Raw genomic sequence first — 19,588 nt, 5'->3', positions numbered from 1 at the left:
GGGTCTCATCCTTCCTCGAAGGGAAGATCGCGATACCAGCCCGCGAGCCATCGATGCGCGATGGTCACCGCGGCGAGCCATCCACCGGTCACGGCGTAGACGATGTTCATGTGCGACGCGTCGACGACGCGGTAGGCGGACGCTGCGATCCCCAGCGGCACGGACAGCACCAGGACGACGAGGCTCCGGTCCGTCCACGGGGTGCGGCGCGCCTTGCGGAGGCCGATCACCACCACGGCGCACGCGACGGAGAACAGCACCGCGACCGCTGGAAGAAAGAACTCCTGCTCGAGCCTCGGGCCATCCCGCAGAGCACCCGCCACGGCCCAGGCAACGATGATCGCGGCCAGCGACACCGCGCCATGGCTGGGTCGGACGACGCTCGCCAGCGCGGACAGGAGGACGAGCGCCGCGCCCACGATGACCGCGAAGAGAGGCGCCGCGGGTTTCATGAACCAGAAGGGGAAATGTGGCATGAGGCGATTGAGACGCCAATCGCGTAATTCTGGTGACGCGCGGGCCAGGAGAGATAGGTTCGACTCGACACGAGATCCTTTCTCGAGAAACAATCGCTCCACTGTGGCCATGTCCGAGGCCGACTGCGCTGCACGGAGCACCTCGAAGTCGTGTTCGTCGAACCCTCCCAGGCGAGTCATTGCATGGACGACTTCCATCGGCGGCGTACGACCGCTGCGAAGCCTGTCGAGTATTGCTGCTCTGTCCAGAGTGAATTCATAGGAACGATGCTTGAGCCATTTTCTATCCTCCAGCAAAAGCATGACAGCGTCGTGTGCGTCCTTTTGCTTGACGACTGTCGCGATGATGTTCGCTTGCCGGGCGCCCGCAAGGGGTCCTGCTGCCAAGAGCATCGCGACCACCGGGAGAACCGGAAGCGGCCCCGTGAGCCAGCCCATACGCGTGCCGATGGGGAGCCCGGCGCGCAGCCGCCACTGAAGAGCGAGCCACACCGAGCCGGTGGCGGCTCCGATCGCCAGAAACGTATTGGCGAGGGCCTCCGGATCGGGGACGGACGCAGGGTTGATGGACATCCCACTGGTCGTGCCGGCGAGCACGGTGACAGCCAGAGTGACCGGCAGGATGAACACTGGGCATAGCTGCGCGAGCTCGGGGCTTCGGCGAGCGATCCACGATGAGCCTCTCTCTAGCGCTTCAATGCCGCGAGTGGTACTCGCGAGCAAGCCGTCCTCGAAGGGGAGTGTACGGTAGCGCCCTCCGAGCCACCAGAGCCAGATGGAGAGCACGACCGACCATGCGCACGCGAGGAGCAAGCCCGTCTCAGTCGCCCACGGGAGCCTCCCTCGCATGGACAGCAGAAACAGCGCGCCCGGTGCTCCGACGAAAGAGACGGTCAGTCCGATGTCGGCGCCACTGGATCGTTGGCCTTTCACGAGCGCTCGAACCACGAATGCGCTCGCTATCCCCAGCCCGACAACACTGGCAATCCAGAAAAAATCGAGGATGGGTCCGTGCATGAAGATAGAGGCAAGGGATAAAATGGCGCACACGATGGATGCCCGGCGGACGAGTTGCTTTCGGGATATTTGCCCGCCAAGGGTCGCGGCGTTTGCGCAGACCGTGCAGCCGATTCCGAGCACGTAGATCCAGTAAGGGTCCTCGTATACGAATGCCTTTCTTATGCCTGAAAATCGCCGAAATAACGACGGTCGAGGGGTTCTGCGGGTGTGAAGCTCGAGCGACGTCGCGCGATAGAACTGATGGCGGTTATTTAATATCGGCTGCCTGCGGGGCTCCACGATCTTATCGATTGCCGCGTCATCTCCACGCTTGCACGCCTCGGGCAGGAGCCCGCTGAGTTCGTTGGAGCCAGAGAGGACGTCGAGCCACGCTGTCGCCTTGGACGAGCGAACTCGATCCGCGCTCTCTTCGGGGTCCTTCCCCCAGCCCATTCCGAGCTGGGAACACAGGTCGCGCCCGCGTGACACCGAAAGGCGCATTGCATCGTAGAGCGCGCCGTCGTTGTGCAACGCCTTCTTCACGCGTTCTTCACGGCCGAGTTCGCGGATTCGCTCAGCGGCCACCCGGGTCGCGGTCGATGCTGGCGACACAAAAGCGACCACGACGAGCAACGCCACGATCGGTGTCCACGCCAGACCCGGACGGAGCCCGAGGGGCAAGCGCTCCCGATCTCGCCACTGCGTGTGAATCCACTGCGCCGTGGCGACCACGCCCAGGATGAGAAAGGACGCGCCCCAGGCGTCAAGATCAGGCAGATCGTGCGCGACGATGGGGATCGTCGACGAGGCCACGACCGCCGTCACGTGGAGCAGCAATGAAAGAGGCACGACCCAGTGGAGACCCAGGATACGAACGCGGGGCGCGCGCCGTCCGAGCCACCCGAGGAACGCGCCAGCCCAGGAGGAGATGGATCCCTTCACAGCCTGCGCGCCACAGAGCTGGTCAGATCGGAGAACCGCACCGGCGTGATGCCGTGCTCGGCGAGCGCCCGCAGCACGGCGCCGCGGTGCACGCCCGGCGGGAGCGTGATCCGGACCTGGCGGGGATCCGGTCGTGTTTCGATGCGGATCTCATTGGCGCCAAGGCCGAGGCTCCTTTGCAGCGTCTCGCCGGTGCGCCACGGCTGATCGACCGCCATGTCGAGCACGACGGCCTCTGGCTGTGACGTTGCGCTCGCAGGCACGAGACGCCCTTGCTCCAGCACGAGGACCCGGGTCGCGATGGCTTCCAGCTCTGGGACGAGATGCGACGACACGAGAATGCCCGTGGCGTGCTGTGGCACGTTCACGAGCCGGCACATCTGATCGAGGAACCAGCGCCGCGATCCCGGGTCGAGATAGGCCATGGGCTCGTCCAGCACGATCAGGCTCGGCCACGGCGCGAAGGCGAGCGCGAGCGCGCATCGCGCGCGCAGGCCGCCCGAGATCTCGTTCCAGCGCTCGCGCGCGCTCTTCGCGAGATCGAACTGCTCGAGGACCTCCGCGGTGCGACGCTCGTTCTTCTTTCCGGTGATCCCGTGGAAGGCGAGCAGCAGGCTCAGGTGCTCCCCTAGCCGGCCCGCCCAGGGCTCCGGCTCCTGCGCGACGTAGGCGATCCTCGCGAGGATCGATCTCTCCGACCGCTCGGCCTCGATCGCCGGATAGGAGACCTTCCCTTCGTGGTGCAACCGGCCCGCCGCGATCCGCAGCAGCGTGGACTTTCCGCTGCCGTTCAGCCCCACCACGCCGACGATCTCGCGGGCGCGCACCTCGAGGTCAATCTCTTCCAGGGCGAAGCTGGAGCTCGAGAAGCGCCGGCACACAGCCTTCATCTCGAGGAGCGGCTTCGTCGGTCCGGGATCGGCGGCTGCGGTGCTCCATTCGGACACCGTTCGGATCTCCTCCAGGAGCCTATCGCGCTCTTGGAGGTGCGCCTCGATGAGCCCCTCTTCGGCCAGCTTCCGCTCGAGCGCGTCGAGGCGGGGCAAGAGGGCAGCAGCGTGCCTTCGCTGTGCGTCCTCCTTGAGGCCGTCGACGAAGAGAGAGAGATAGAGCGCGGCCCGGCGCACGTCTCCCTGAACACACGCCCGCCGGAGGCTGCTGCGGGTGTCGACCGGGGGCGACGCCTGACCGGTGGATCGAGTCATGCTGGGATGTTATCCCACGCCGCCGCGCGGAGGTAATCACCGCAGCGAGCCGGCTGCTTTTGCTGGTGCGCCGAGGTGCAGCGCGGCGAACGGACGTGGGAGGGTGAGGGGCCTGGCTGGGCGACGTACCGGGGGGATCCGGCGCGCCTTCGCGGGCTCGCGCGGCGCTCGCGCCCACCCTGCTGGAGTGCGACGCGAACTACCAGGACGACAAGGCGAGCTGTCACGACCTGCCGGACCGGATCGATTTCCGGATCTGTGTCTGGTTCGCCAAGGCAGCGTACAAGAACTGCTGTCGCGAGGCGGGCGGGGACTGTGATGACGGCCTGCCCGTGGGGCCGACCGACAGCCGCGTGAGCAACGACGGGAGCGGCTCTTCGGTCACGGTGAGCCTGGATGGCGCCACGGGAGAGCGTATCCAGGCGACCCGGGGCAGTCGCGTCGCGATGAACCCCGAGCCGGGGAGACGTGTGCCCACGGCCGGTCGACGCGACGCGTCTCGCGCGCTGCGCCGCGCTCGAAGGTTCACGACCTTGTCCTCGGATGCCCGCGATGCCGCCCGATCCGCTCGCCGCGCACACCTGATCGCGTAGCGAGCCGGCTCCTTCTACTTACGCGCTGCGCCGCGCTCTGGCCGCGGCTCCGCCATGGCCCGCCGCTCGTGCATCCGGCGGGCCAGGCCGGCGGCGCCTCGGCCCGGAGCCAGGGGCTTGCGCAAATTTCGGTGCCAGGCATTGTGCCGGTGCGACGGGCCCTTGGCACCGGGCGAAACCTTTCCAACAATCCCGACCGGTTCAACCCTCGAGAAAACAGTGGAAACGCAAAATTCTACCATCATCTACACGAAGACGGACGAGGCGCCGGCCTTGGCCACCTATTCGCTCCTCCCGATCGTCGAGGCGTTCACGAAGGCCGCCGGGGTTCGAGTCGAGACGCGCGACATCTCCCTGGCGGGCCGCATCCTCGCCAACTTCCCCGAGCGCCTGACGGACAACCAGAAGCTAGGCGACCACCTGGCGGAGCTCGGCGAGCTGGCCAAGACGCCGAACGCCAACATCATCAAGCTACCCAACATCAGCGCCTCCATCCCGCAGCTCGTGGCCGCCATCAAGGAGCTGCAGCAGCAGGGCTATGCCGTGCCGGACTATCCCTCCGAGCCGAAGACGGAGGAGGAGAAGGCGATCAAGGCGCGTTACGCCAAGGTGCTCGGCAGTGCCGTGAACCCCGTCCTGCGCGAGGGCAACAGCGATCGGCGTGCCTCGCCCGCCGTCAAGGACTACGCCAAGAAGCACCCGCACTCGATGGGCGCGTGGAGCCGCGACTCGAAGAGCCACGTCGCTCATATGTCGGGCGGTGACTTCTACGGCAGCGAGAAGTCGGTCGTCGTCGACAAGGCGCAGGAGCTGAAGATCGAGCTCGTCGCCGGCGGCAAGACGACCGTGCTCAAGCCGAGCGTCAAGGTGCAGGCGGGCGAGGTCGTCGACGCCAGCGTGATGAGCGCCAAGGCCCTGCGCGCGTTCTACGCCGAGCAGGTGGCGGACGCGAAGAAGCAGGGAGTGCTGTTCTCCCTGCACCTCAAGGCCACCATGATGAAGGTCAGCGACCCGATCCTCTTCGGGCACGCCGTCAGCGTGTTTTACGCCGACGCGCTCGAGAAGCACGCGGCCACGCTGGCCAAGGTCGGCTTCGACCCGAACAACGGCATCGGCGACCTGTACACGAAGATCCAGGGCTTGCCGGCCGACGAGAAGGCGGCGATCGAGGCGGACATCAAGGCCGTCTACGAGCAACGCCCGACGCTGGCCATGGTCGACTCCGACCGCGGCATCACCAACCTGCACGTGCCCTCGGACGTGATCATCGACGCCTCGATGCCGGCGGCCATCCGCTCCAGCGGCAAGATGTACGGCACGGATGGCAAGCTCTACGACACCAAGTTCACGATCCCCGATCGCTCCTACGCCGGCATCTATAAGGCCACGATCGAGTTCCACAAGCAGCACGGGGCGTTCGACCCGCGCACGATGGGCACCTCGCCGAACGTGGGGCTCATGGCGCAGGCCGCGGAGGAGTACGGCTCACACGACAAGACCTTCAAGATCGCCGAGAGCGGCACGGTGCGTATCGTCGACGCCTCCGGCAACGCCCTGCTGGAGCAGGAGGTCGAGGCCGGCGACGTCTTCCGCGCTTGCCAGACGAAGGACATCGCGATCAAGGACTGGGTCAAGCTGGCCGTCTCCCGCGCGCGCGCCACGGGCGCCCCGGCGGTGTTCTGGCTCGACGAGAACCGCGCCCACGACAAGAACCTGATCGCCAAGGTCAAGGCGTACCTGTCCGAGCACGACACCAAGGGCCTGGAGCTCCCGATCAAGAGCCCTGTGGAAGCGATCGAGTTCACGCTCGGCCGCATGAAGGAGGGCAAGGACACCATCAGCGTCACCGGCAACGTGCTGCGCGACTACCTGACGGACCTGTTCCCGATCCTGGAGCTGGGCACCAGCGCCAAGATGCTCTCCATCGTGCCGCTGCTGGCCGGCGGCGGCCTGTACGAGACCGGCGCCGGCGGCTCGGCGCCGAAGCACGTCCAGCAGCTGCAGAAAGAGAACTACCTGCGCTGGGACTCGCTCGGTGAGTTCCTGGCGCTGCAGGTGTCGATCGAGGACCTCGCCAACAAGACCAGCAACGCCAAGGCCAAGGTGCTCGCCAAGGCGCTGGACACGGCGATCGGCCTGTTCCTCGAGAACAACAAGAGCCCGGCGCGCAAGGTCGGCGAGATCGACAACCGCGGCAGCCACTTCTACCTCGCGCTCTACTGGGCGCAGTCCCTCGCCAAGCAGACCGAGGACAAGGAGCTGGCGGCCAAGTTCGGCAAGCTCGCCCAGACCCTGACGGACAACGAGTCCAAGATCGACGGCGAGCTGATCGGCGCGCAGGGCAAGCCCGTCGACCTCGGCGGCTACTACCACTTCGACGATCAGAAGACGTTCGCCGCGATGCGGCCCAGCGCCACGCTGAACGCGGCCATCGACGGCTTCTCCTGAATCATTCACGGCTTCGCGGCGCTCCCCAGCTCAGCCGGGAGCGCCGCGTCGAGCCAGGCCTCGAACGTGCTCGACAGCGCGCAGGTCGCCGCGCCGCCGCAGAGGTCCGCGCGCTTGGCCGTGAGCTCGCCCTCGAGCGCCTCCCGCGGGGCTCCCAGCGCGCGCGCGCAGACGAGGTTCTTCGCCGTCTGAGCGACGTTCACCCCGCTGCCGGCCGTCACGACGATCGCCGCGGGCTTCTTGCCGCACGCGCGGCCGAGCGCCCCGGTCGCGCTGGCGTCGGTCGCTGAAAACGAACCGTCCTGCACCGAGTGAAAGTAGAACTTCGGCCCGGTCACGCGCGGCGGGCAGCTCTTCACGCCGCAGTCCGCGCCGAGCCACGCGACGAAGGGACCGTAGCTCCCGATGTCCGGCCGCATGTCGTGGTCGAGGTGCTCGATGCCGAGGCCGCCGGAGACGCTCGGGGCCTTCGCATAGGCGGACACCGCTCCGTTCGAGAACGTCCAGATCGGGCTCGGCGCCGCCGGCTTCGCGCCCGCGGCAAGCGCGTTGAGCTCGTAGGGGACGATGAGCTCGTCGTTGCCGTCGTCGTCGAAGTCATAGACGTTCAACGCGGAGATCGCGAGTCCGCCGGGCGCGACCTCGATCGTCCCGAGCGGCGCCGCGAAGCGCTTGCCTTCGAGGTCGATCCGCACGACCTCGATGTCGAAGGCGAGCGCCCGCGCCGCGCCCTCGCCGGCGCCCGCGAAGCGCGTCAGCGACAGCGCCCAGGAGCCGAGCCCCGCCGGCTGGCAGACCCCGAACTTTGGCAGGCGCGTCGCCTCGGCCGCCGAGACCTTCTCGGGCCCTTCGAGCTTCTGCGCGCCGGAGATGCGCGCTCGGTTCTGATCGAGGAGCTCCTGGCAGGCGCGCCGGTGCGACACCACGGAGCCGGCCCAGTCGAGCTTCGCGGTCGTGCCGTCGATCTGGAGCTCGTACCGCGTGTCGGTCCACTCCAGCGTGACGCTCTGCTTGGCGTCGGCCCGGAACGGCGCGACGAGCCGGAGCTCGCCGCGCTCGTCGGCGAGGACCTCGTTCGACGGGCCCGCGTCGGGCCCCTCGCCGGCGTCGTCGGCCGCCGCCGGCTCGCTCGGCTTCTCGGCCGCGGCCTCCGCGCTCGGATCGTGGATCACCGCGCGAACAGGGTGCCCTCCGGTCCCGTTCTTCTTCCGGCAAAGCAGCTCGAGCCAGCCGTCGAGGCTCTTCGCCTCGCAACCGAGGCCGACGGCCGCTGCGATCGACTCGCTCCGGCCGTCCTTGAAGGACGCCGGCGCACCAGGAGACGCCGGCGCGGTCGGCGGCGGAGCCGGCTCGGTGGGCGCCGCGGTCGCGGGCGCGGGGACCGACGAGGCCGCCTCCGCGGCGGCCGGCGACGCTGTCTCCGCGGCGGCCGCCGCCGGAGCGCCCGAGCCGGCGCTCGGCCCCGAGCTCGCCGCCGGCAGGCCGGCCTCCTCGGATTTCTGGCAGCCAACGAGGATCCCCAGCAGAAAGCAAGCGCTCAATGTCTTCATGGTCCGGTCCCTGGATCTAGCAGCCTGCGTACCAGGTCGGAGGCACGGGCGAAATGCCGCTGCCCGTCGCTGCCCGTCCTAAGGAGAGCGGCCGCGGCGCGTGTCGGGGCGGCCACGGCGTCGTGTTCCGGGCGCGCCGGGCGGACCGAGCTCGATCCTCGCCGGCCAGATCGGATAAGCTGAGCGTCCCATTCCATCGCGGCGTCAGGCGCCTGGAGAGAGCAGATGAGCGAGTCCAGCATTCACGGGGGTTGCCTTTGCGGGGCGGTGACATTCGAGGTCGAACCGCCGTTCAAGTTGATGGCCCATTGCCATTGCTCGCGGTGTCGCAAAGGCACGGGCACGGGCCACGCCACGAATCTGGCCGTCGATGCCGGCCAGCTCCGATGGCTGTCAGGGGAAGAGGCCATCACGCGCTATGAGCTGCCCACGGCGAAGAGCTTCGGGAAGTGGTTTTGCAGTCACTGCGGGTGTCCCGTCCCGCGTCTGCGGCGCGGCGGCAAGATCATGGTCGTCCCGGCCGGCTCGCTGGATACAGCGCCGCCCATGTCGCCGACGGATCACATCTTCTGGGGATCCAGAGCGCCGTGGGGGTGCGCCAGCGGAGGGCTTCCAACCCACGATGAGTACCCGGCGTCGTGGTAGGACGGCCGGGCGTGTCGTCCCCTCGAGCGCGGGGCACGGTCAGCGGGTCACGCTGCTGTCCGGCCCGGCGCCCTTGGGGGGCTCGTAAGGCTCGGGGCTCTTTCCGACGGTCCTGAGGTTCACGAGCTTGTTGAGCAGGTCGAACCAGAACGGCGCGCCGAGGGAGGCGGCGACCGCGGTGATGAGGATGCCGGGGGTCAGGAGCCTGTCGAGCACCCCGCGGATCCAGCCGACGATGCCCTGACCGAGGATCGCCGCGATCGCGCTCCAGAGCTTCGGAACGCTCGTGTGCTCGGGGGCCTTCACGCCCCAGGTGATCTCGACGTCGAGCCCGGTGAGCCGGGAGCGAGCGCCGCTTCCCTCGGCGATCGCGGCCATGATGTCCTCGTTCTGGTCGACGCCGCCGGCCTGGGGCGCGGCGCGGGGCGGGGACTTCGCGATCTCCTGCGCCGCCGCGATCAGCCGGGCGCGCACCACCGCGTCGTGCGAGAGGGCGCCCGCGAGGCGGATGCTGTCGGCGTTGAACCCGACGCAGAGCACGAGCGCCGTCGCGCTGATGATCAGCTGCGCGCGGCGCTTGTACCGGCCGGCGGCCCGGTCCATGGCGTCATTGAACCAGCGCTCCAGCCGGATGTTGGCCTCGCGCATGTCCTTGACCGTGGAGTCGACGATCGTGGTGAGGGCGCGCCGGAGATCGCTCTTCGGCGGCATGCTCCGGATGATGTTCTTCAGCTCGTCGAGCGGGTCCTCGTCGCGGCTCGGCGCCGCCGCGATCTCGCCCGGCGCAGGCGCGGCGCCGCTCGCCTGCGGCGGAGGGACGCCGTCGCTCGCCTGCTGCTGGGGCGTGGAAGCGGCGTCGCCCGCCGGCGAAGGCGCGGCGCCGGTCTGCGCAGGTGTGGCGCCGGCCTGCGGGGGCAGCGCCGCGGCGCTGCCGGGCCAGGGGACCTGCCGCAGGGTGTCGATGAGCGCGGCCACGAACGCGTGCGACGGGATGTAGGACGGCCCTACCCAGCCGTACTTGAGATCCTTGATCAGCGGGTGCTCGCGGAGCTTCGCCGCGAGCGGGCTCGGGAGCGGCCCCGGCATCACCCGGGTGCGCATGAACTCGACAGCGCGCCGCGCCGCGCGCTTCATGGCCTGCTCGAGCGGGGGGCTCCTGGGGGCGGCGGTGTCGGCGGCGCCGGGCGATTGCTTCACGTGCGCGTCGAGCTCGCTGTCGGCCAGCATGATCTCGATGCTCTGCGCCAGGTTGAGCGCGCGCAGCCGGAGCACGCCGGCGAGCGCCTCGTGGATGGCCGAGCAGAGGACGCTGAGCAGGAAGAAGACGCTGACGAGGCCGATCGCGATGTCGAGGGTCGTTCCCATGGGCATCCGGAAGGGCAGGGCGCGCGGCGGCGCGAGGCGCAGGCCGGCGCGCGTCGCGCGCTCCCCCGGCCAGCAGGAACAGGGAGGAAGAGGCGGCCCTGCGAGCGCCCGTTCCCCGCCGCGGCCCGACCAGCATCTCCCCTCCGCGGCCCCATAAGCATACGCCACCCGGCGCCGCGGAGCGAGCGCCAGCGCGCGCTCGTTCCCGCGCGTCACCCGTCGCGTCATCCATCGCCTCATCCATCGCGTCATCCGTCGCGTCGTCCATCGCGTCATCCATCGCTCGATACCGCGGGATCTTGGTCTACCATCACGCCCCCGTGACGAGCTCCACGCTACCCCCCGAGTCGCGGCGCAGCAGCGCGCCGCAGCCGCGCGCCTCCTGGGTCCAGGAGAGGACCGACCTCGACCGGACGACGCTGCGGCCCAGGCGCGACCGGCTCGGGCACGAGCCGCCGCCGGCGTCGCCGCCCGGGACGCTCGTCATCGAGGACACGCGGCGGCCGAAGATCTTCGTCATCGACTACGACGCCGAGGTCGTGTCCGAGAAGGAAATCCAGAGCGTCGACGGGTGCATCCCCTACCTCACGGACGACCGGCCCTCCATCACGTGGGTCGATGTCCGGGGGCTCGGGCACAAGTCGACCTTCGAGCGGCTGGGCGAGATCTTCCATGTCCACCCGCTCGCGCTGGAGGACATGGTCAACGTGCCCCAGCGGCCGAAGGCGGACGTCTACGGCGGCGAGCACGTCCTCATCATCGCGCGGATGGCGCAGGTCAACGAGCGCTGCGTGCTGCGCACCGAGCAGCTGGCCATCCTGGTCGGCAAGAGCTTCGTCCTGACGGTGCAGGAAGAGGCCGACTGGGACGTCATGGAGGCCGTGCGGGAGCGCATCCGCACCGGCCGGGGCTCGATCCGGGAGCGGGGCGCCGATTACCTGGCGTACGCGCTGCTCGACGCGGTGGTCGACGGCTTCTTCCCGGTGCTCGAGCGGCTCGGCGAGCACATCGAGGACCTGGAGATCGAGGTCATCGACGCGAAGCGCCGGATGTCGAAGCCGATCCACGATCTGAAGCGGGATCTGCTCACGCTCCGGCGCGCCATCTGGCCGCAGCGCGATCTCGTCAACGCGCTGCTCCGCGAGGACAACCCGCTCATCTCCAAGGACACGCGGCTCTACCTGCGCGACACGTACGATCACGCGGTGCAGCTGATGGACATGGTCGAGACCTACCGCGAGCTCAGCTCGGGCCTCATGGATCTCCACCTCTCCGGGATGTCGAACCGGATGAACGAGATCATGAAGGTGCTCACGATCATCTCGACCATCTTCCTCCCGGTCACCGCCATTGCGGGCATCTACGGGATGAACTTCCACCACGAGAGCTCGCCGTACAACATGCCGGAGCTCGACTGGTATTACGGCTATCCGTTCGTATGGTGCCTGATGCTGGCGAGCGTCGTCGGGCTGCTCACGTACTATCGCCGCAAGGGCTGGATCAGGAAGGACGACGACGGCGCCTGAGCGGCGGCGGTGAGCGCGGCGCGTCAGCGCTTCTTCGCGGGCGCGTAGAACGCGAGGTTCCCGAGCAGGCGCGGATCGCCGGGGCGGCGCGCGAGGGCCTTGCGCAGCGCCGCCTCGCCGGCGGCGAGCTCGCCGACGTGGAACGCGCTGGTGGCGACGAGGTCGAGCAGCTTGTGCTCGTAGACCTCGGCGTCCACGAAGAGGGTGGCCTGGGCGGGGAAGGGGAGGGCGGCGCCGCGGGAGGCGAAGAGGTAGGTGAGCGGCCAGCAGCGCTGTCCGTACCAGTGCCAGGCGACGGCGAAGAGCGGCTCGGCGCGGTGCGGGCTGTGGGCGTGGGCGTCGAGGTAGCGCTGCTGCACCTCGGGCCAGGGGCGCCCGAGCGCGGCGGCGGTGCGCGCCATGCGGAACAGCGATTCGTAGACCTCCTCCTGCCAGCCGCCGAGCGCGGCGCGCCGCTCGTAAGCCTCGAACGCCTCCGCGTGCCGGCCGAGGCACTCCAGCGTCTGCGCGAGGTAGAAGGCGGTGCGGCCGTCGCGGGGGGATCGGGCCAGCGCGGCGGAGAGCAGCTCCAGGTCGCGCTGCCACCTCCGGGTCTGGGCGGCGGCGTCTCGGCGAGAGAGGTCGTGGACGATGTGGGCGTCGGGGACGCGGATCGAGGGGGGCGGCTCGCCCTCCTTGGAGAGCACCTCGTGGGTGGCGCCGACGTAGCGCCACCCGGCCGAGGCGCGGGCGAGCCGGGCGGAGTCGTAGACGGAATCGCCGTAGCGCACGCGGACGTGGTAGGCGCCGTGCCCGGGGCCCGACGCGTCGCGGCGCTCCTCGCAGAAGCGACGGAGCGCGCCGCCGGCGACGAGGCGCTCGTCGCCGCTCAGCATGAGGGTGAACACGGCCGCGTCGCCCGCGAGGTCGAGGGCGCGGCTGCGCGTCGCGCCGAAGTCGACGAAGGGCTCCTCGACGAGATCGCCGGGGACGCCCGCCATGGCGGCGCGCGCGAGGGCCTGTGTGCCGTCGGTGGAGCCGGTGTCGAGGAGGGTGAACCGGTCGACGTGGGGCCTGGCCGAGGCGAGGGTCTCGCGGATGGAGGGGGCCTCGTCCTTGACGATCATGACGAGCGCGAGGAGGGGGGGCGTCACGGGAGCAGTATGCCGCCGGACGCCGGTGGGCCGGGGTAATTAAAAGTTGAAGAGGAGGTGGGCGCGCACGCGCGCACCACAGGGTGCGCGCTGGAGAGCGGGAGAGGTGACGCGCGGCGGCAGAGGCGTGGGCGCGCGCTCCGCGAATTGGTCGCGGCCCTGGCGTTCTGTATACTCTCCATGTCATTGCAATGAGCATGCGCCGACGCTGGAGTGCTCTCGTGTTCATCGGCGCAGCGGCGCTCCTCGCGCTCGCCGGCAGGGCGGAGCGCCTCTCGCCCGATTCGGGCTCTGCTCCCGGAGGGCACGGGCCGCCGGGCCGCCCGCGCTTCGAGAAGGCGCTCGACGTGGAGGTGTTCCAGCGCGGGAACATCCACACGCACACGTCCCTGAGCGATGGAGACAGCGAGCCGCGCGACGTCGTCCGCTGGTACCGCGAGAACGGGTATTCCTTCGTGGCGCTGACAGAGCACAACCAGCGCGTCGATCCTGCGATGTTCCAGGACCCGTCGTCGGCGTCGAATTTCGCGGTGATCCCCGGCGAGGAGGTCACGATGTGGGCCGAGGGGAAGGCCGTGCACGTGAACGCGCTCTGCACGCGGGCGACGATCGGCGGGGGCGCCTTCCTGACCAAGGGGGAGGCGCTGAAGTGGGCGATCGGGCGTGTGTGGGCGGAGGGGGGCGTGGCGCTCATCAACCATCCGAATTTCGACTGGTCGTTATCCGCCGGCGACCTCCTGGCGGCGCCTGCGGCGGAGCTCCTCGAGATCCACAGCGGGCACCCGTACGTGTACACGGACGGCGACGCGACGCGCCCGTCGCACGAGGCGCTGTGGGATGCGGTGCTGACGGTGCGCGGCGCCGCGGGAGGGGGGATCGTCGGCGTCGCTGTGGACGATCTGCACCAGCTCACGGCCGGGTCGGGCGCGCCGCCCGCGGGGCCCGGCCGCGGGTTCATCGAGGTGTTCTCGCGGGAGGCGTCGCGCGCCGCGATCTGCAGCGCGCTCGCCGGGGGACGGCTCTACGCGTCGTCCGGGGCGAGGCTGCGGAGGATCGCGCTCGCCGGGGACGCATTCTCGGTCTGGCCGGCGGCGGCGGGCGCGGTCGTCGAGTTCGTCGGGCGCGGCGGGCGCGTGCTGGAGCGGCAGCAGCCCATGGAGGGGCGGGCGACGTACCGGCTCCGCGGCGGGGAGCGCTACGTGCGGGCGCGGATCACGCGGCCGGACGGGAAGCGGGCGTGGACGCCGGCGTACGCGACCGTGGAGCCGTGAGCGCCGCGGGCGTCGTGGACGCCAGATTGCCCTCCGCAACGGCTCACGCCCCCCCGCGCTTCCCGTCCAGCCGCGCCAGCACCGCCCGCGGCGACATCGTCGCCCGGTAGACATAGATCTCCCCGGCCTCGTCGTCGCCCAGCACCTCCTCGCTCACGCGGAGCTGCTTGCCGACCGCGAGCAGGATCCTCGCCGGAAACCCCTTCCGGATCAGCTCGACGCGCCGCCACACCGCGTCCCGGCTCCAGAACCCGAACGCCTCGAGGTACACCTCCTCCCCGGTCTCCGCGTTCAGGAACACCAGGTCAGGGACGCACACCACCTCTCCGGGCAGCGCGAACAGCCGCTCGTTCGGCGACACGGTCCAGGGCGACCCGAGCTTCCTGAACCCCTCGCAGAACGCGTCCAGCTCGGGCGTCGTCTCCGCGAGCTCGCGCCCGTGGTACAGGAGGCCGTCCGCCGGGCCGATCTCGACGGCGAGCGGCTCCTTGTCGCGCCCCCAGCGCAGGTCGGCGCGCAGCCGGAACGAGGCGCACGAGAGCACCGACGGCAGGAACATCGCGAGCCGCAAGCCATACCGCTGCACCGCGTCGAACAGGCTGAACGGGCCGTCGAGCGCGATCGTGTAGCCGGAGACCGGATCTCCCTGGACCACGTGGATGAGCCCGTGAAAGCGCGCCGCCCGGAAGATCCGCCGGTAGCGCTGGGCGCTCTCCCCCTCGATGCGGATCGTCACCTGCGTCGCCCGGAGGAGGATCGACTGCGCCAGCGCCAGGTTGTACCGATCGAGCAGGATCTCGGGCGCGTCCGCGGCCGCGCGCCGGAGGATCTCGGCGCCGCGCAGGTCGGCGTAGAGGCCCGCCTCGATCGCGGCGGGCGTCGTGCCGAGCCGGGCGGCCACCTCGTCGAGCACGGCGGCCCGGTCGAAGCGGGCGCGGACGTCGAGGGCGCGGTGCGCCGCCGCCGCCGCGTGGAACAGCTCGCGCCGGAGCGCCTCGGGATCGACGCCCTCCTGCACCTCGTACTCGCAGCCGTCCTCGAGCACCTTCCTCAGGCCGAGCGAGGCCACGCGATCCCGCGCGGGCACCTCGATGGCGTCGAGCGCGGCCTCGACCTCGTCGCGGCGCTCGCCGACGCGCTGCGAGAGGATGTCGATGTACGCCCGCGCGACCGGCAGCAGGCGCTCGGCGGCCGCCCCGCGGAGGTACTGCGGCACGACCAGCCCGCCCCGGCGGCGGACGCGGACGAGGTCACTGGTAAGCAATGTGCTCCCGGCGCTTGTCGCTCACCCGCTGCTCGCTCGTGCCGAGGGCCACGAGCTCGTAGAGGATCGCCGTCTTGTTCTCGCTCCGGCGCAGGATGCGGCCGAGCCGCTGGACGTGCTCCCGCACCGAGCCGCTGCCCGACAGGACGATCGCCACGTTGGCCTCGGGCACGTTGACCCCCTCGTTCAGCACCTTCGAGGTGACCACCGCGGACAGCGCGCCGCGGTTGAAGGCGTCGAGGATGGCGCTGCGCTCCTTCACCTTGGTCTGGTGGGTGATGGCCGGCAGCAGGAACTGCCGCGAGATCTGGTAGACCGTGGCGTTGTCCTCGGTGAAGACCAGGGTCCGATCGGCGCGGTGGGCGTGGAGCAGCCGGGCGAGGACGTCGATCTTGCCGGGCGCGCACAGCGCGAGGCTGCGCTGGCGGCGGTACGCCTCGAAGGCGCGGCGGCCGGCGTCGGACTGCGAGCTCAGCAGGATGAACTGGCCCCACCCCTCGGGCATGCGGATGCCGTTCGCGCGCAGAAAGCCGATGTACACGGCGCGCGCCGCCTCGTACGCGGCGCGCTCGTCGTCCGAGAGCGGCACCTCGAGCCGGACGACGTCGTAGGCCGCGAGGTACTGCCCGGAGAGCTCGGTGATCTCCCGGCGGAAGACGATCGGGCCGATGAGGTCGTCGTAGCCCCGGCCGTCGGCGCGCTCGGGCGTGGCGGTGAGGCCGAGGCGGAAGGGCGCGAGGCACATCTTCGCGGCGAGCGCGTACGACGGGCTCGGCAGGTGGTGGCACTCGTCGAAGATCACGAGGCCGAACCGGGCGCCGAGCCGGTCCATGTGGGCGTGCGCGGAGTCGTACGTGGTCACCGTCAGGTCGAGGACGTCGTGGTAACCGCCGCCGAGCAGGCCGATCGGGACGCCGAACGCGGCGGAGAGCCCGTCGTACCACTGGTTCAGGAGATCCAGGGTGGGGACGACCACGAGCGCGCTGCGCTGCCGGGCGGCGATGGCGAGCGTCGCGACGAACGTCTTGCCCGCGCCCGTCGGGAGCACGACGACGCCCCGGCTGCGCCGCCCGGCCCAGGCGTCGAGCGCCTCGCGCTGGTAGGGGAACGGGTCGTGCTTGGCGAGCGGCACGAGCGGGAGCGCCTCGTACTTGCGGGCGGCGTCGGTGAACGGGACGCCGCGGGCGCGGAGCCTCAGGACGAGCTCGGCGTAGTCGATCGCCGGCACGCGGTAGACGCGCTCCCGCGCGTCCCAGCGGCAGGACGCGGGCAGACACGCGGGGTCGAGCGGCGCGCCGCCATCGAGCGCGGGGTCGCCGGCGTCGCCGCCGTCGGGCTCGCCCGCGCGCTCGTCTGCGTTCGGTGGCAGCGCGCTGCTGTCGAGCGCGGGCGAAGGCGCGAGCGCCGGGCGCGGGGCGAGGCCTTCGATGCGGAGGGTGCCGCCCTGAAAGCTCAGGACGATCGGCGCTGTGCGGACCGGCTCGGTCATCGGCGCGCTCTTTTGCCGCGGGCAGGGCCGCGTGCCAAGCGGAGACGGCCGGCGATCAGGCCAGCTCGGTCGGCATGACCGAGGCGCCCCGGAGCGGCGCGCGGTAGCGCACCCAGACGAGGGGGGACTCGTTCAGCGTGATCGTGAGGGCGCTGCCGGCGCTCACCGGGAGCTTGCGGCCGAGCTCGCGGTGGATGTAGCGCGCGATGAGCTCCGGCGTCGAGCGCTTGCCCTCGAACGCGGGGTGCTCGTCGAGGTTCCGGTAGTCGATCTCGGCGAGCACGGCGCGCAGGCTATCCCGCAGCGCGCTCGTCTCGACCACCTGGCCGAGGGGCGAGAGCTCCTCGCGCTCGACCTCCACGCTGACCGTGTACGTCGCGCCGTGCAGGCGCTGCGCAGGGCCGAACTGCACGCCCTTGAGGCTGTGGGCCACCATGATGTGATCGCGGACGCCGACGGTGTACATGGCTCCACTATACCCGCCGCGCCGGCGCTGGAGGGAGATCCCAATCGCCTGTCACGGCACGCCGGAGTAAGGTGGGGGCGGCCCCCCGTCCGGCCCCCGCCGCGGCGGACGGGTTCGTGCGGGACGCAGTGACCGGTTGACCGTTGCGAGGGAGGATCGCCGATGAACAGCGAAGCGAGCGTGCTGGCCCCAGGGTTCCTCATCGCGTCGCCGCCGCTCGGCGATCCGAACTTCGACCGGACGGTCGTGCTCCTCGCGGTGCACAGCGAGGGCGGGGCGCTGGGGTTCGTGGTGAACAGGCCGGCGCCGATGACGCTGGGGGAGCTCCTGTCGTTCGCGGGTTATGGCAACGACCTGAAGGACCCGGCGCCGGTTTACCTCGGCGGGCCGGTCCAGCCGAGCTCGGGGTGGATCCTGTGCCTCGATCCGGCGCTCGGGGCCGAGGAGACGGGCGTGATCCCGGTGGGCTCCCGGGTGCGTGTCACGTCGTCCCGGAGCGCGTTCGACACGCTCGCGGCCGACGCGGTGCGCGGCACGGCCGCCGCCGACCCGCGGCGCAGGACGGTGCTCCTCGGCTACAGCGGCTGGGGGCCCGGCCAGCTCGAGCGAGAGATCGCCGCGGGCGCGTGGCTGCCCGTGTCCCTCGACGAGCGGATCCTGTTCGACGTGGAGGCGGCCCAGCGCTGGGAGCAGGCGTATGCGCTGCTCGGCCTGCGCCCGATCGAAGTGATGTCGATGCGGAGCATCGGAGAAGCCTGAGAGCTCACGACACGAGAGGAGTCCTATGGAGATCAATATCGGAATCGACGCCAAGAACCGAGAGCTGATCGGCGCGGGGCTGGGACGCGTCCTCGCTGACACGTACACGCTCTATCTGAAGACCCACAACTTCCACTGGAACGTCACGGGGCCCATGTTCCAGACGCTCCACCTCATGTTCGAGCAGCAGTACAACGAGCTGGCGCTCGCCGTGGACCTGGTCGCCGAGCGTATCCGGGCCCTCGGCCTCCCCGCGCCGGGGACCTACAAGCAGTTCGTCGCGCTCTCGACCATCAAGGAGGACGACGGCGTTCCGAAGGCCACGGACATGATCAAGCGCCTCGTCGAGGGCCACGAGACGGTCGCGCGCACGGCGCGTGAGCTCTTCCCCGTGGCCGAGAACGCCAACGATCAGCCCACCTGCGATCTGATCACCCAGCGCCTGCAGGTCCACGAGAAGACCGCCTGGATGCTGCGCAGCCTGCTCGAGTAGCCCCCGCGTCGCCCGGCCGGCTCAGCGCGCGCTCTTGACGAGGAACCCCTGGCCGTCGATCGCCACGGCGCGCTCCTTCAGCAGGCGGCCGACGGCCCGCTTGAACGCCTTCTTGCTCAGGCCGAAGAGCGCCCGGATCTCCTCGGGGCTCGAGCGATCGCCGACCCTCGGCGCGCCCGGGCGCGAGAGCCGCGCGAGGATCTCCTGCGCGTCATTCTCGACCTCCTCGTGCGCGTGACCGCGGAGCGAGAGATCGATCCTCCCGTCGGGCAGCACGCTCGCCACGCGGAACCGCGCCGCCTGGCCGCGGGAGAGCGCGTGCGGCTCGTCGGCGGGGAGCAGGCCGACGAACCTGCGCTCGACGATGACGAAGAGGCCGATCCCCGGCTCGTTGCGCCACGCCTCACCCTCGACCCACTCGTCGAGATCGAACTCGCCCTGGTCGCGCAGCATCTCGCTCACGCGCATCGTCCCCGCGAGGCGCCCGGTCCTGTCCACGAGCAGCCCCACCGGGTGCCGCTGGCCGACCTGCGGGTCGCGGGTCTGCTCCGCGCGGGGGACGAGCAGCTCCTTGGGCAGGCCCCAGTCGACGAAGGCGCCGAAGGGCGCGACGTCGGTGACAGTCAGAAAGGCGACCTCGCCGAGCGTGACCTTCGGCCGGCGCGTCGTGGCGATGGGGCGATCCTCCGAGTCGAGGTACACGAAGACCTCGAGCTCGTCCCCCTCCCTGGCGCCCTCGGGCACCTCGCTGCGCGGCAAGAGGAGCACCGGCGCGTCCGGGCGAAGGTCGTCTGGATCGGCCGAGAGGAAGGCGCCCGGCGGGCCGAAGCGCCGCACCGGCAGGGTCACCACGCGCCCGAGGAGATGGTCGTACGGCATCGGCGCGCAGTCTTGCACAGGGCGGGGGCGCGCGGTCGGCCGCTCGCGTCTCTTCGGGCGCGATGAGCTCCGAACCCACAAATCA

The 19,588-nt window shown here is 70.3% G+C and carries 15 protein-coding genes; 6 read left to right on the top strand and 9 right to left on the bottom strand.

Annotated elements, in window-relative coordinates:
* Positions 1–5: 5 nt before the first annotated feature.
* Together WMF34_RS34610 and WMF34_RS34605 are read right to left on the bottom strand one after the other, a co-directional pair.
* Positions 6–2,300, bottom strand: coding sequence for a hypothetical protein (locus WMF34_RS34610; RefSeq protein ID WP_437990510.1), 2,295 nt, complete (start codon positions 2,298–2,300; stop codon positions 6–8).
* 113 nt (positions 2,301–2,413) lie between these two features.
* Positions 2,414–3,622: an ATP-binding cassette domain-containing protein gene (locus WMF34_RS34605; RefSeq protein WP_012239428.1), complete on the bottom strand. Its 1,209-nt coding sequence runs from the start codon at positions 3,620–3,622 to the stop codon at positions 2,414–2,416.
* Between the two features lie 812 nt (positions 3,623–4,434).
* Between WMF34_RS34605 and WMF34_RS34600 the strand changes: the two genes are divergently transcribed.
* A complete protein-coding gene (locus tag WMF34_RS34600) occupies positions 4,435–6,663 on the top strand; it encodes an NADP-dependent isocitrate dehydrogenase (protein WP_437990509.1) in 2,229 nt (742 codons plus the stop codon).
* Positions 6,664–6,668: 5 nt separating this feature from the next.
* Here the strand turns inward: WMF34_RS34600 and WMF34_RS34595 are convergent, their stop codons facing one another.
* Complete coding sequence (locus WMF34_RS34595) at positions 6,669–8,213, bottom strand: hypothetical protein (protein WP_437990508.1); 1,545 nt, start codon at positions 8,211–8,213, stop codon at positions 6,669–6,671.
* A 225-nt stretch (positions 8,214–8,438) separates the two neighbouring features.
* On the opposite strand from WMF34_RS34595, the gene WMF34_RS34590 reads away from it, so the two are divergent.
* Positions 8,439–8,858 (top strand): GFA family protein, encoded by a 420-nt coding sequence (locus WMF34_RS34590; protein ID WP_437990507.1) that lies wholly within the window; start codon positions 8,439–8,441, stop codon positions 8,856–8,858.
* A gap of 39 nt (positions 8,859–8,897) precedes the next feature.
* Here WMF34_RS34590 and WMF34_RS34585 read toward each other — a convergent pair whose 3' ends face one another.
* Positions 8,898–10,223, bottom strand: coding sequence for a hypothetical protein (locus tag WMF34_RS34585; RefSeq protein WP_437990506.1), 1,326 nt, complete (start codon positions 10,221–10,223; stop codon positions 8,898–8,900).
* A gap of 320 nt (positions 10,224–10,543) precedes the next feature.
* Between WMF34_RS34585 and corA the strand changes: the two genes are divergently transcribed.
* Positions 10,544–11,749 carry a magnesium/cobalt transporter CorA gene (corA, locus tag WMF34_RS34580; RefSeq protein WP_437990505.1) on the top strand — a complete coding sequence of 402 codons (1,206 nt, stop codon included), beginning with the start codon at positions 10,544–10,546 and terminating at the stop codon, positions 11,747–11,749.
* A gap of 23 nt (positions 11,750–11,772) precedes the next feature.
* On the opposite strand, the gene WMF34_RS34575 is transcribed toward corA, so the two are convergent.
* Entirely contained in the window at positions 11,773–12,882 is a 1,110-nt protein-coding gene (locus tag WMF34_RS34575; protein ID WP_012239422.1) for a hypothetical protein, read from the bottom strand.
* A 221-nt stretch (positions 12,883–13,103) separates the two neighbouring features.
* Here WMF34_RS34575 and WMF34_RS34570 point away from each other — a divergent pair, with 221 nt between their 5' ends.
* Positions 13,104–14,153 (top strand): PHP domain-containing protein, encoded by a 1,050-nt coding sequence (locus WMF34_RS34570; protein ID WP_437990504.1) that lies wholly within the window; start codon positions 13,104–13,106, stop codon positions 14,151–14,153.
* Positions 14,154–14,196: 43 nt separating this feature from the next.
* Here the strand turns inward: WMF34_RS34570 and WMF34_RS34565 are convergent, their stop codons facing one another.
* The 3 genes from WMF34_RS34565 to WMF34_RS34555 are packed head-to-tail and all read right to left on the bottom strand — an operon-like array spanning position 14,197 to position 17,372.
* A complete protein-coding gene (locus WMF34_RS34565; RefSeq protein ID WP_437990503.1) occupies positions 14,197–15,417 on the bottom strand; it encodes a DUF790 family protein in 1,221 nt (406 codons plus the stop codon).
* On the bottom strand, positions 15,404–16,906 hold the full coding sequence (locus WMF34_RS34560) for a DEAD/DEAH box helicase (RefSeq protein WP_437990502.1): 1,503 nt from the start codon (positions 16,904–16,906) through the stop codon (positions 15,404–15,406). Before WMF34_RS34560 ends, WMF34_RS34565 begins: the two co-directional genes overlap by 14 nt.
* Before the next feature lie 55 nt (positions 16,907–16,961).
* The gene (locus WMF34_RS34555; RefSeq protein ID WP_012239418.1) at positions 16,962–17,372 is read right to left on the bottom strand and encodes a 6-pyruvoyl trahydropterin synthase family protein; all 411 of its coding nucleotides are present in this window, start codon (positions 17,370–17,372) and stop codon (positions 16,962–16,964) included.
* Positions 17,373–17,534: 162 nt separating this feature from the next.
* Here WMF34_RS34555 and WMF34_RS34550 point away from each other — a divergent pair, with 162 nt between their 5' ends.
* Complete coding sequence (locus tag WMF34_RS34550) at positions 17,535–18,131, top strand: YqgE/AlgH family protein (RefSeq protein ID WP_012239417.1); 597 nt, start codon at positions 17,535–17,537, stop codon at positions 18,129–18,131.
* Positions 18,132–18,156: 25 nt separating this feature from the next.
* Positions 18,157–18,624 carry a Dps family protein gene (locus WMF34_RS34545; RefSeq protein WP_157907930.1) on the top strand — a complete coding sequence of 156 codons (468 nt, stop codon included), beginning with the start codon at positions 18,157–18,159 and terminating at the stop codon, positions 18,622–18,624.
* A 21-nt stretch (positions 18,625–18,645) separates the two neighbouring features.
* Here the strand turns inward: WMF34_RS34545 and WMF34_RS34540 are convergent, their stop codons facing one another.
* Positions 18,646–19,503, bottom strand: coding sequence for a CvfB family protein (locus WMF34_RS34540; protein ID WP_437990501.1), 858 nt, complete (start codon positions 19,501–19,503; stop codon positions 18,646–18,648).
* Between the last annotated feature and the right edge of the window lie 85 nt (positions 19,504–19,588).

The sequence above is a fragment of the Sorangium sp. So ce145 genome (assembly GCF_051525985.1).
Lineage (GTDB): Bacteria > Myxococcota_A > Polyangia > Polyangiales > Polyangiaceae > Sorangium > Sorangium cellulosum_B.
The sequence above is the reverse complement of the archived record's forward strand: the minus strand, read 5'-3'. Positions and strand labels throughout refer to the sequence as shown.

Excerpts from the sequence above, each read along its gene's own strand:
- WMF34_RS34560 (WP_437990502.1), bottom strand. The coding sequence starts at position 16,906 with ATGACCGAGCCGGTCCGCACAGCGCCGATCGTCCTGAGCTTTCAGGGC.
- WMF34_RS34540 (WP_437990501.1), bottom strand. The coding sequence starts at position 19,503 with ATGCCGTACGACCATCTCCTCGGGCGCGTGGTGACCCTGCCGGTGCGG.
- WMF34_RS34555 (WP_012239418.1), bottom strand. The coding sequence starts at position 17,372 with ATGTACACCGTCGGCGTCCGCGATCACATCATGGTGGCCCACAGCCTC.
- WMF34_RS34595 (WP_437990508.1), bottom strand. The coding sequence starts at position 8,213 with ATGAAGACATTGAGCGCTTGCTTTCTGCTGGGGATCCTCGTTGGCTGC.
- WMF34_RS34590 (WP_437990507.1), top strand. The coding sequence starts at position 8,439 with ATGAGCGAGTCCAGCATTCACGGGGGTTGCCTTTGCGGGGCGGTGACA.
- WMF34_RS34550 (WP_012239417.1), top strand. The coding sequence starts at position 17,535 with ATGAACAGCGAAGCGAGCGTGCTGGCCCCAGGGTTCCTCATCGCGTCG.
- WMF34_RS34585 (WP_437990506.1), bottom strand. The coding sequence starts at position 10,223 with ATGGGAACGACCCTCGACATCGCGATCGGCCTCGTCAGCGTCTTCTTC.
- WMF34_RS34605 (WP_012239428.1), bottom strand. The coding sequence starts at position 3,622 with ATGACTCGATCCACCGGTCAGGCGTCGCCCCCGGTCGACACCCGCAGC.
- WMF34_RS34545 (WP_157907930.1), top strand. The coding sequence starts at position 18,157 with ATGGAGATCAATATCGGAATCGACGCCAAGAACCGAGAGCTGATCGGC.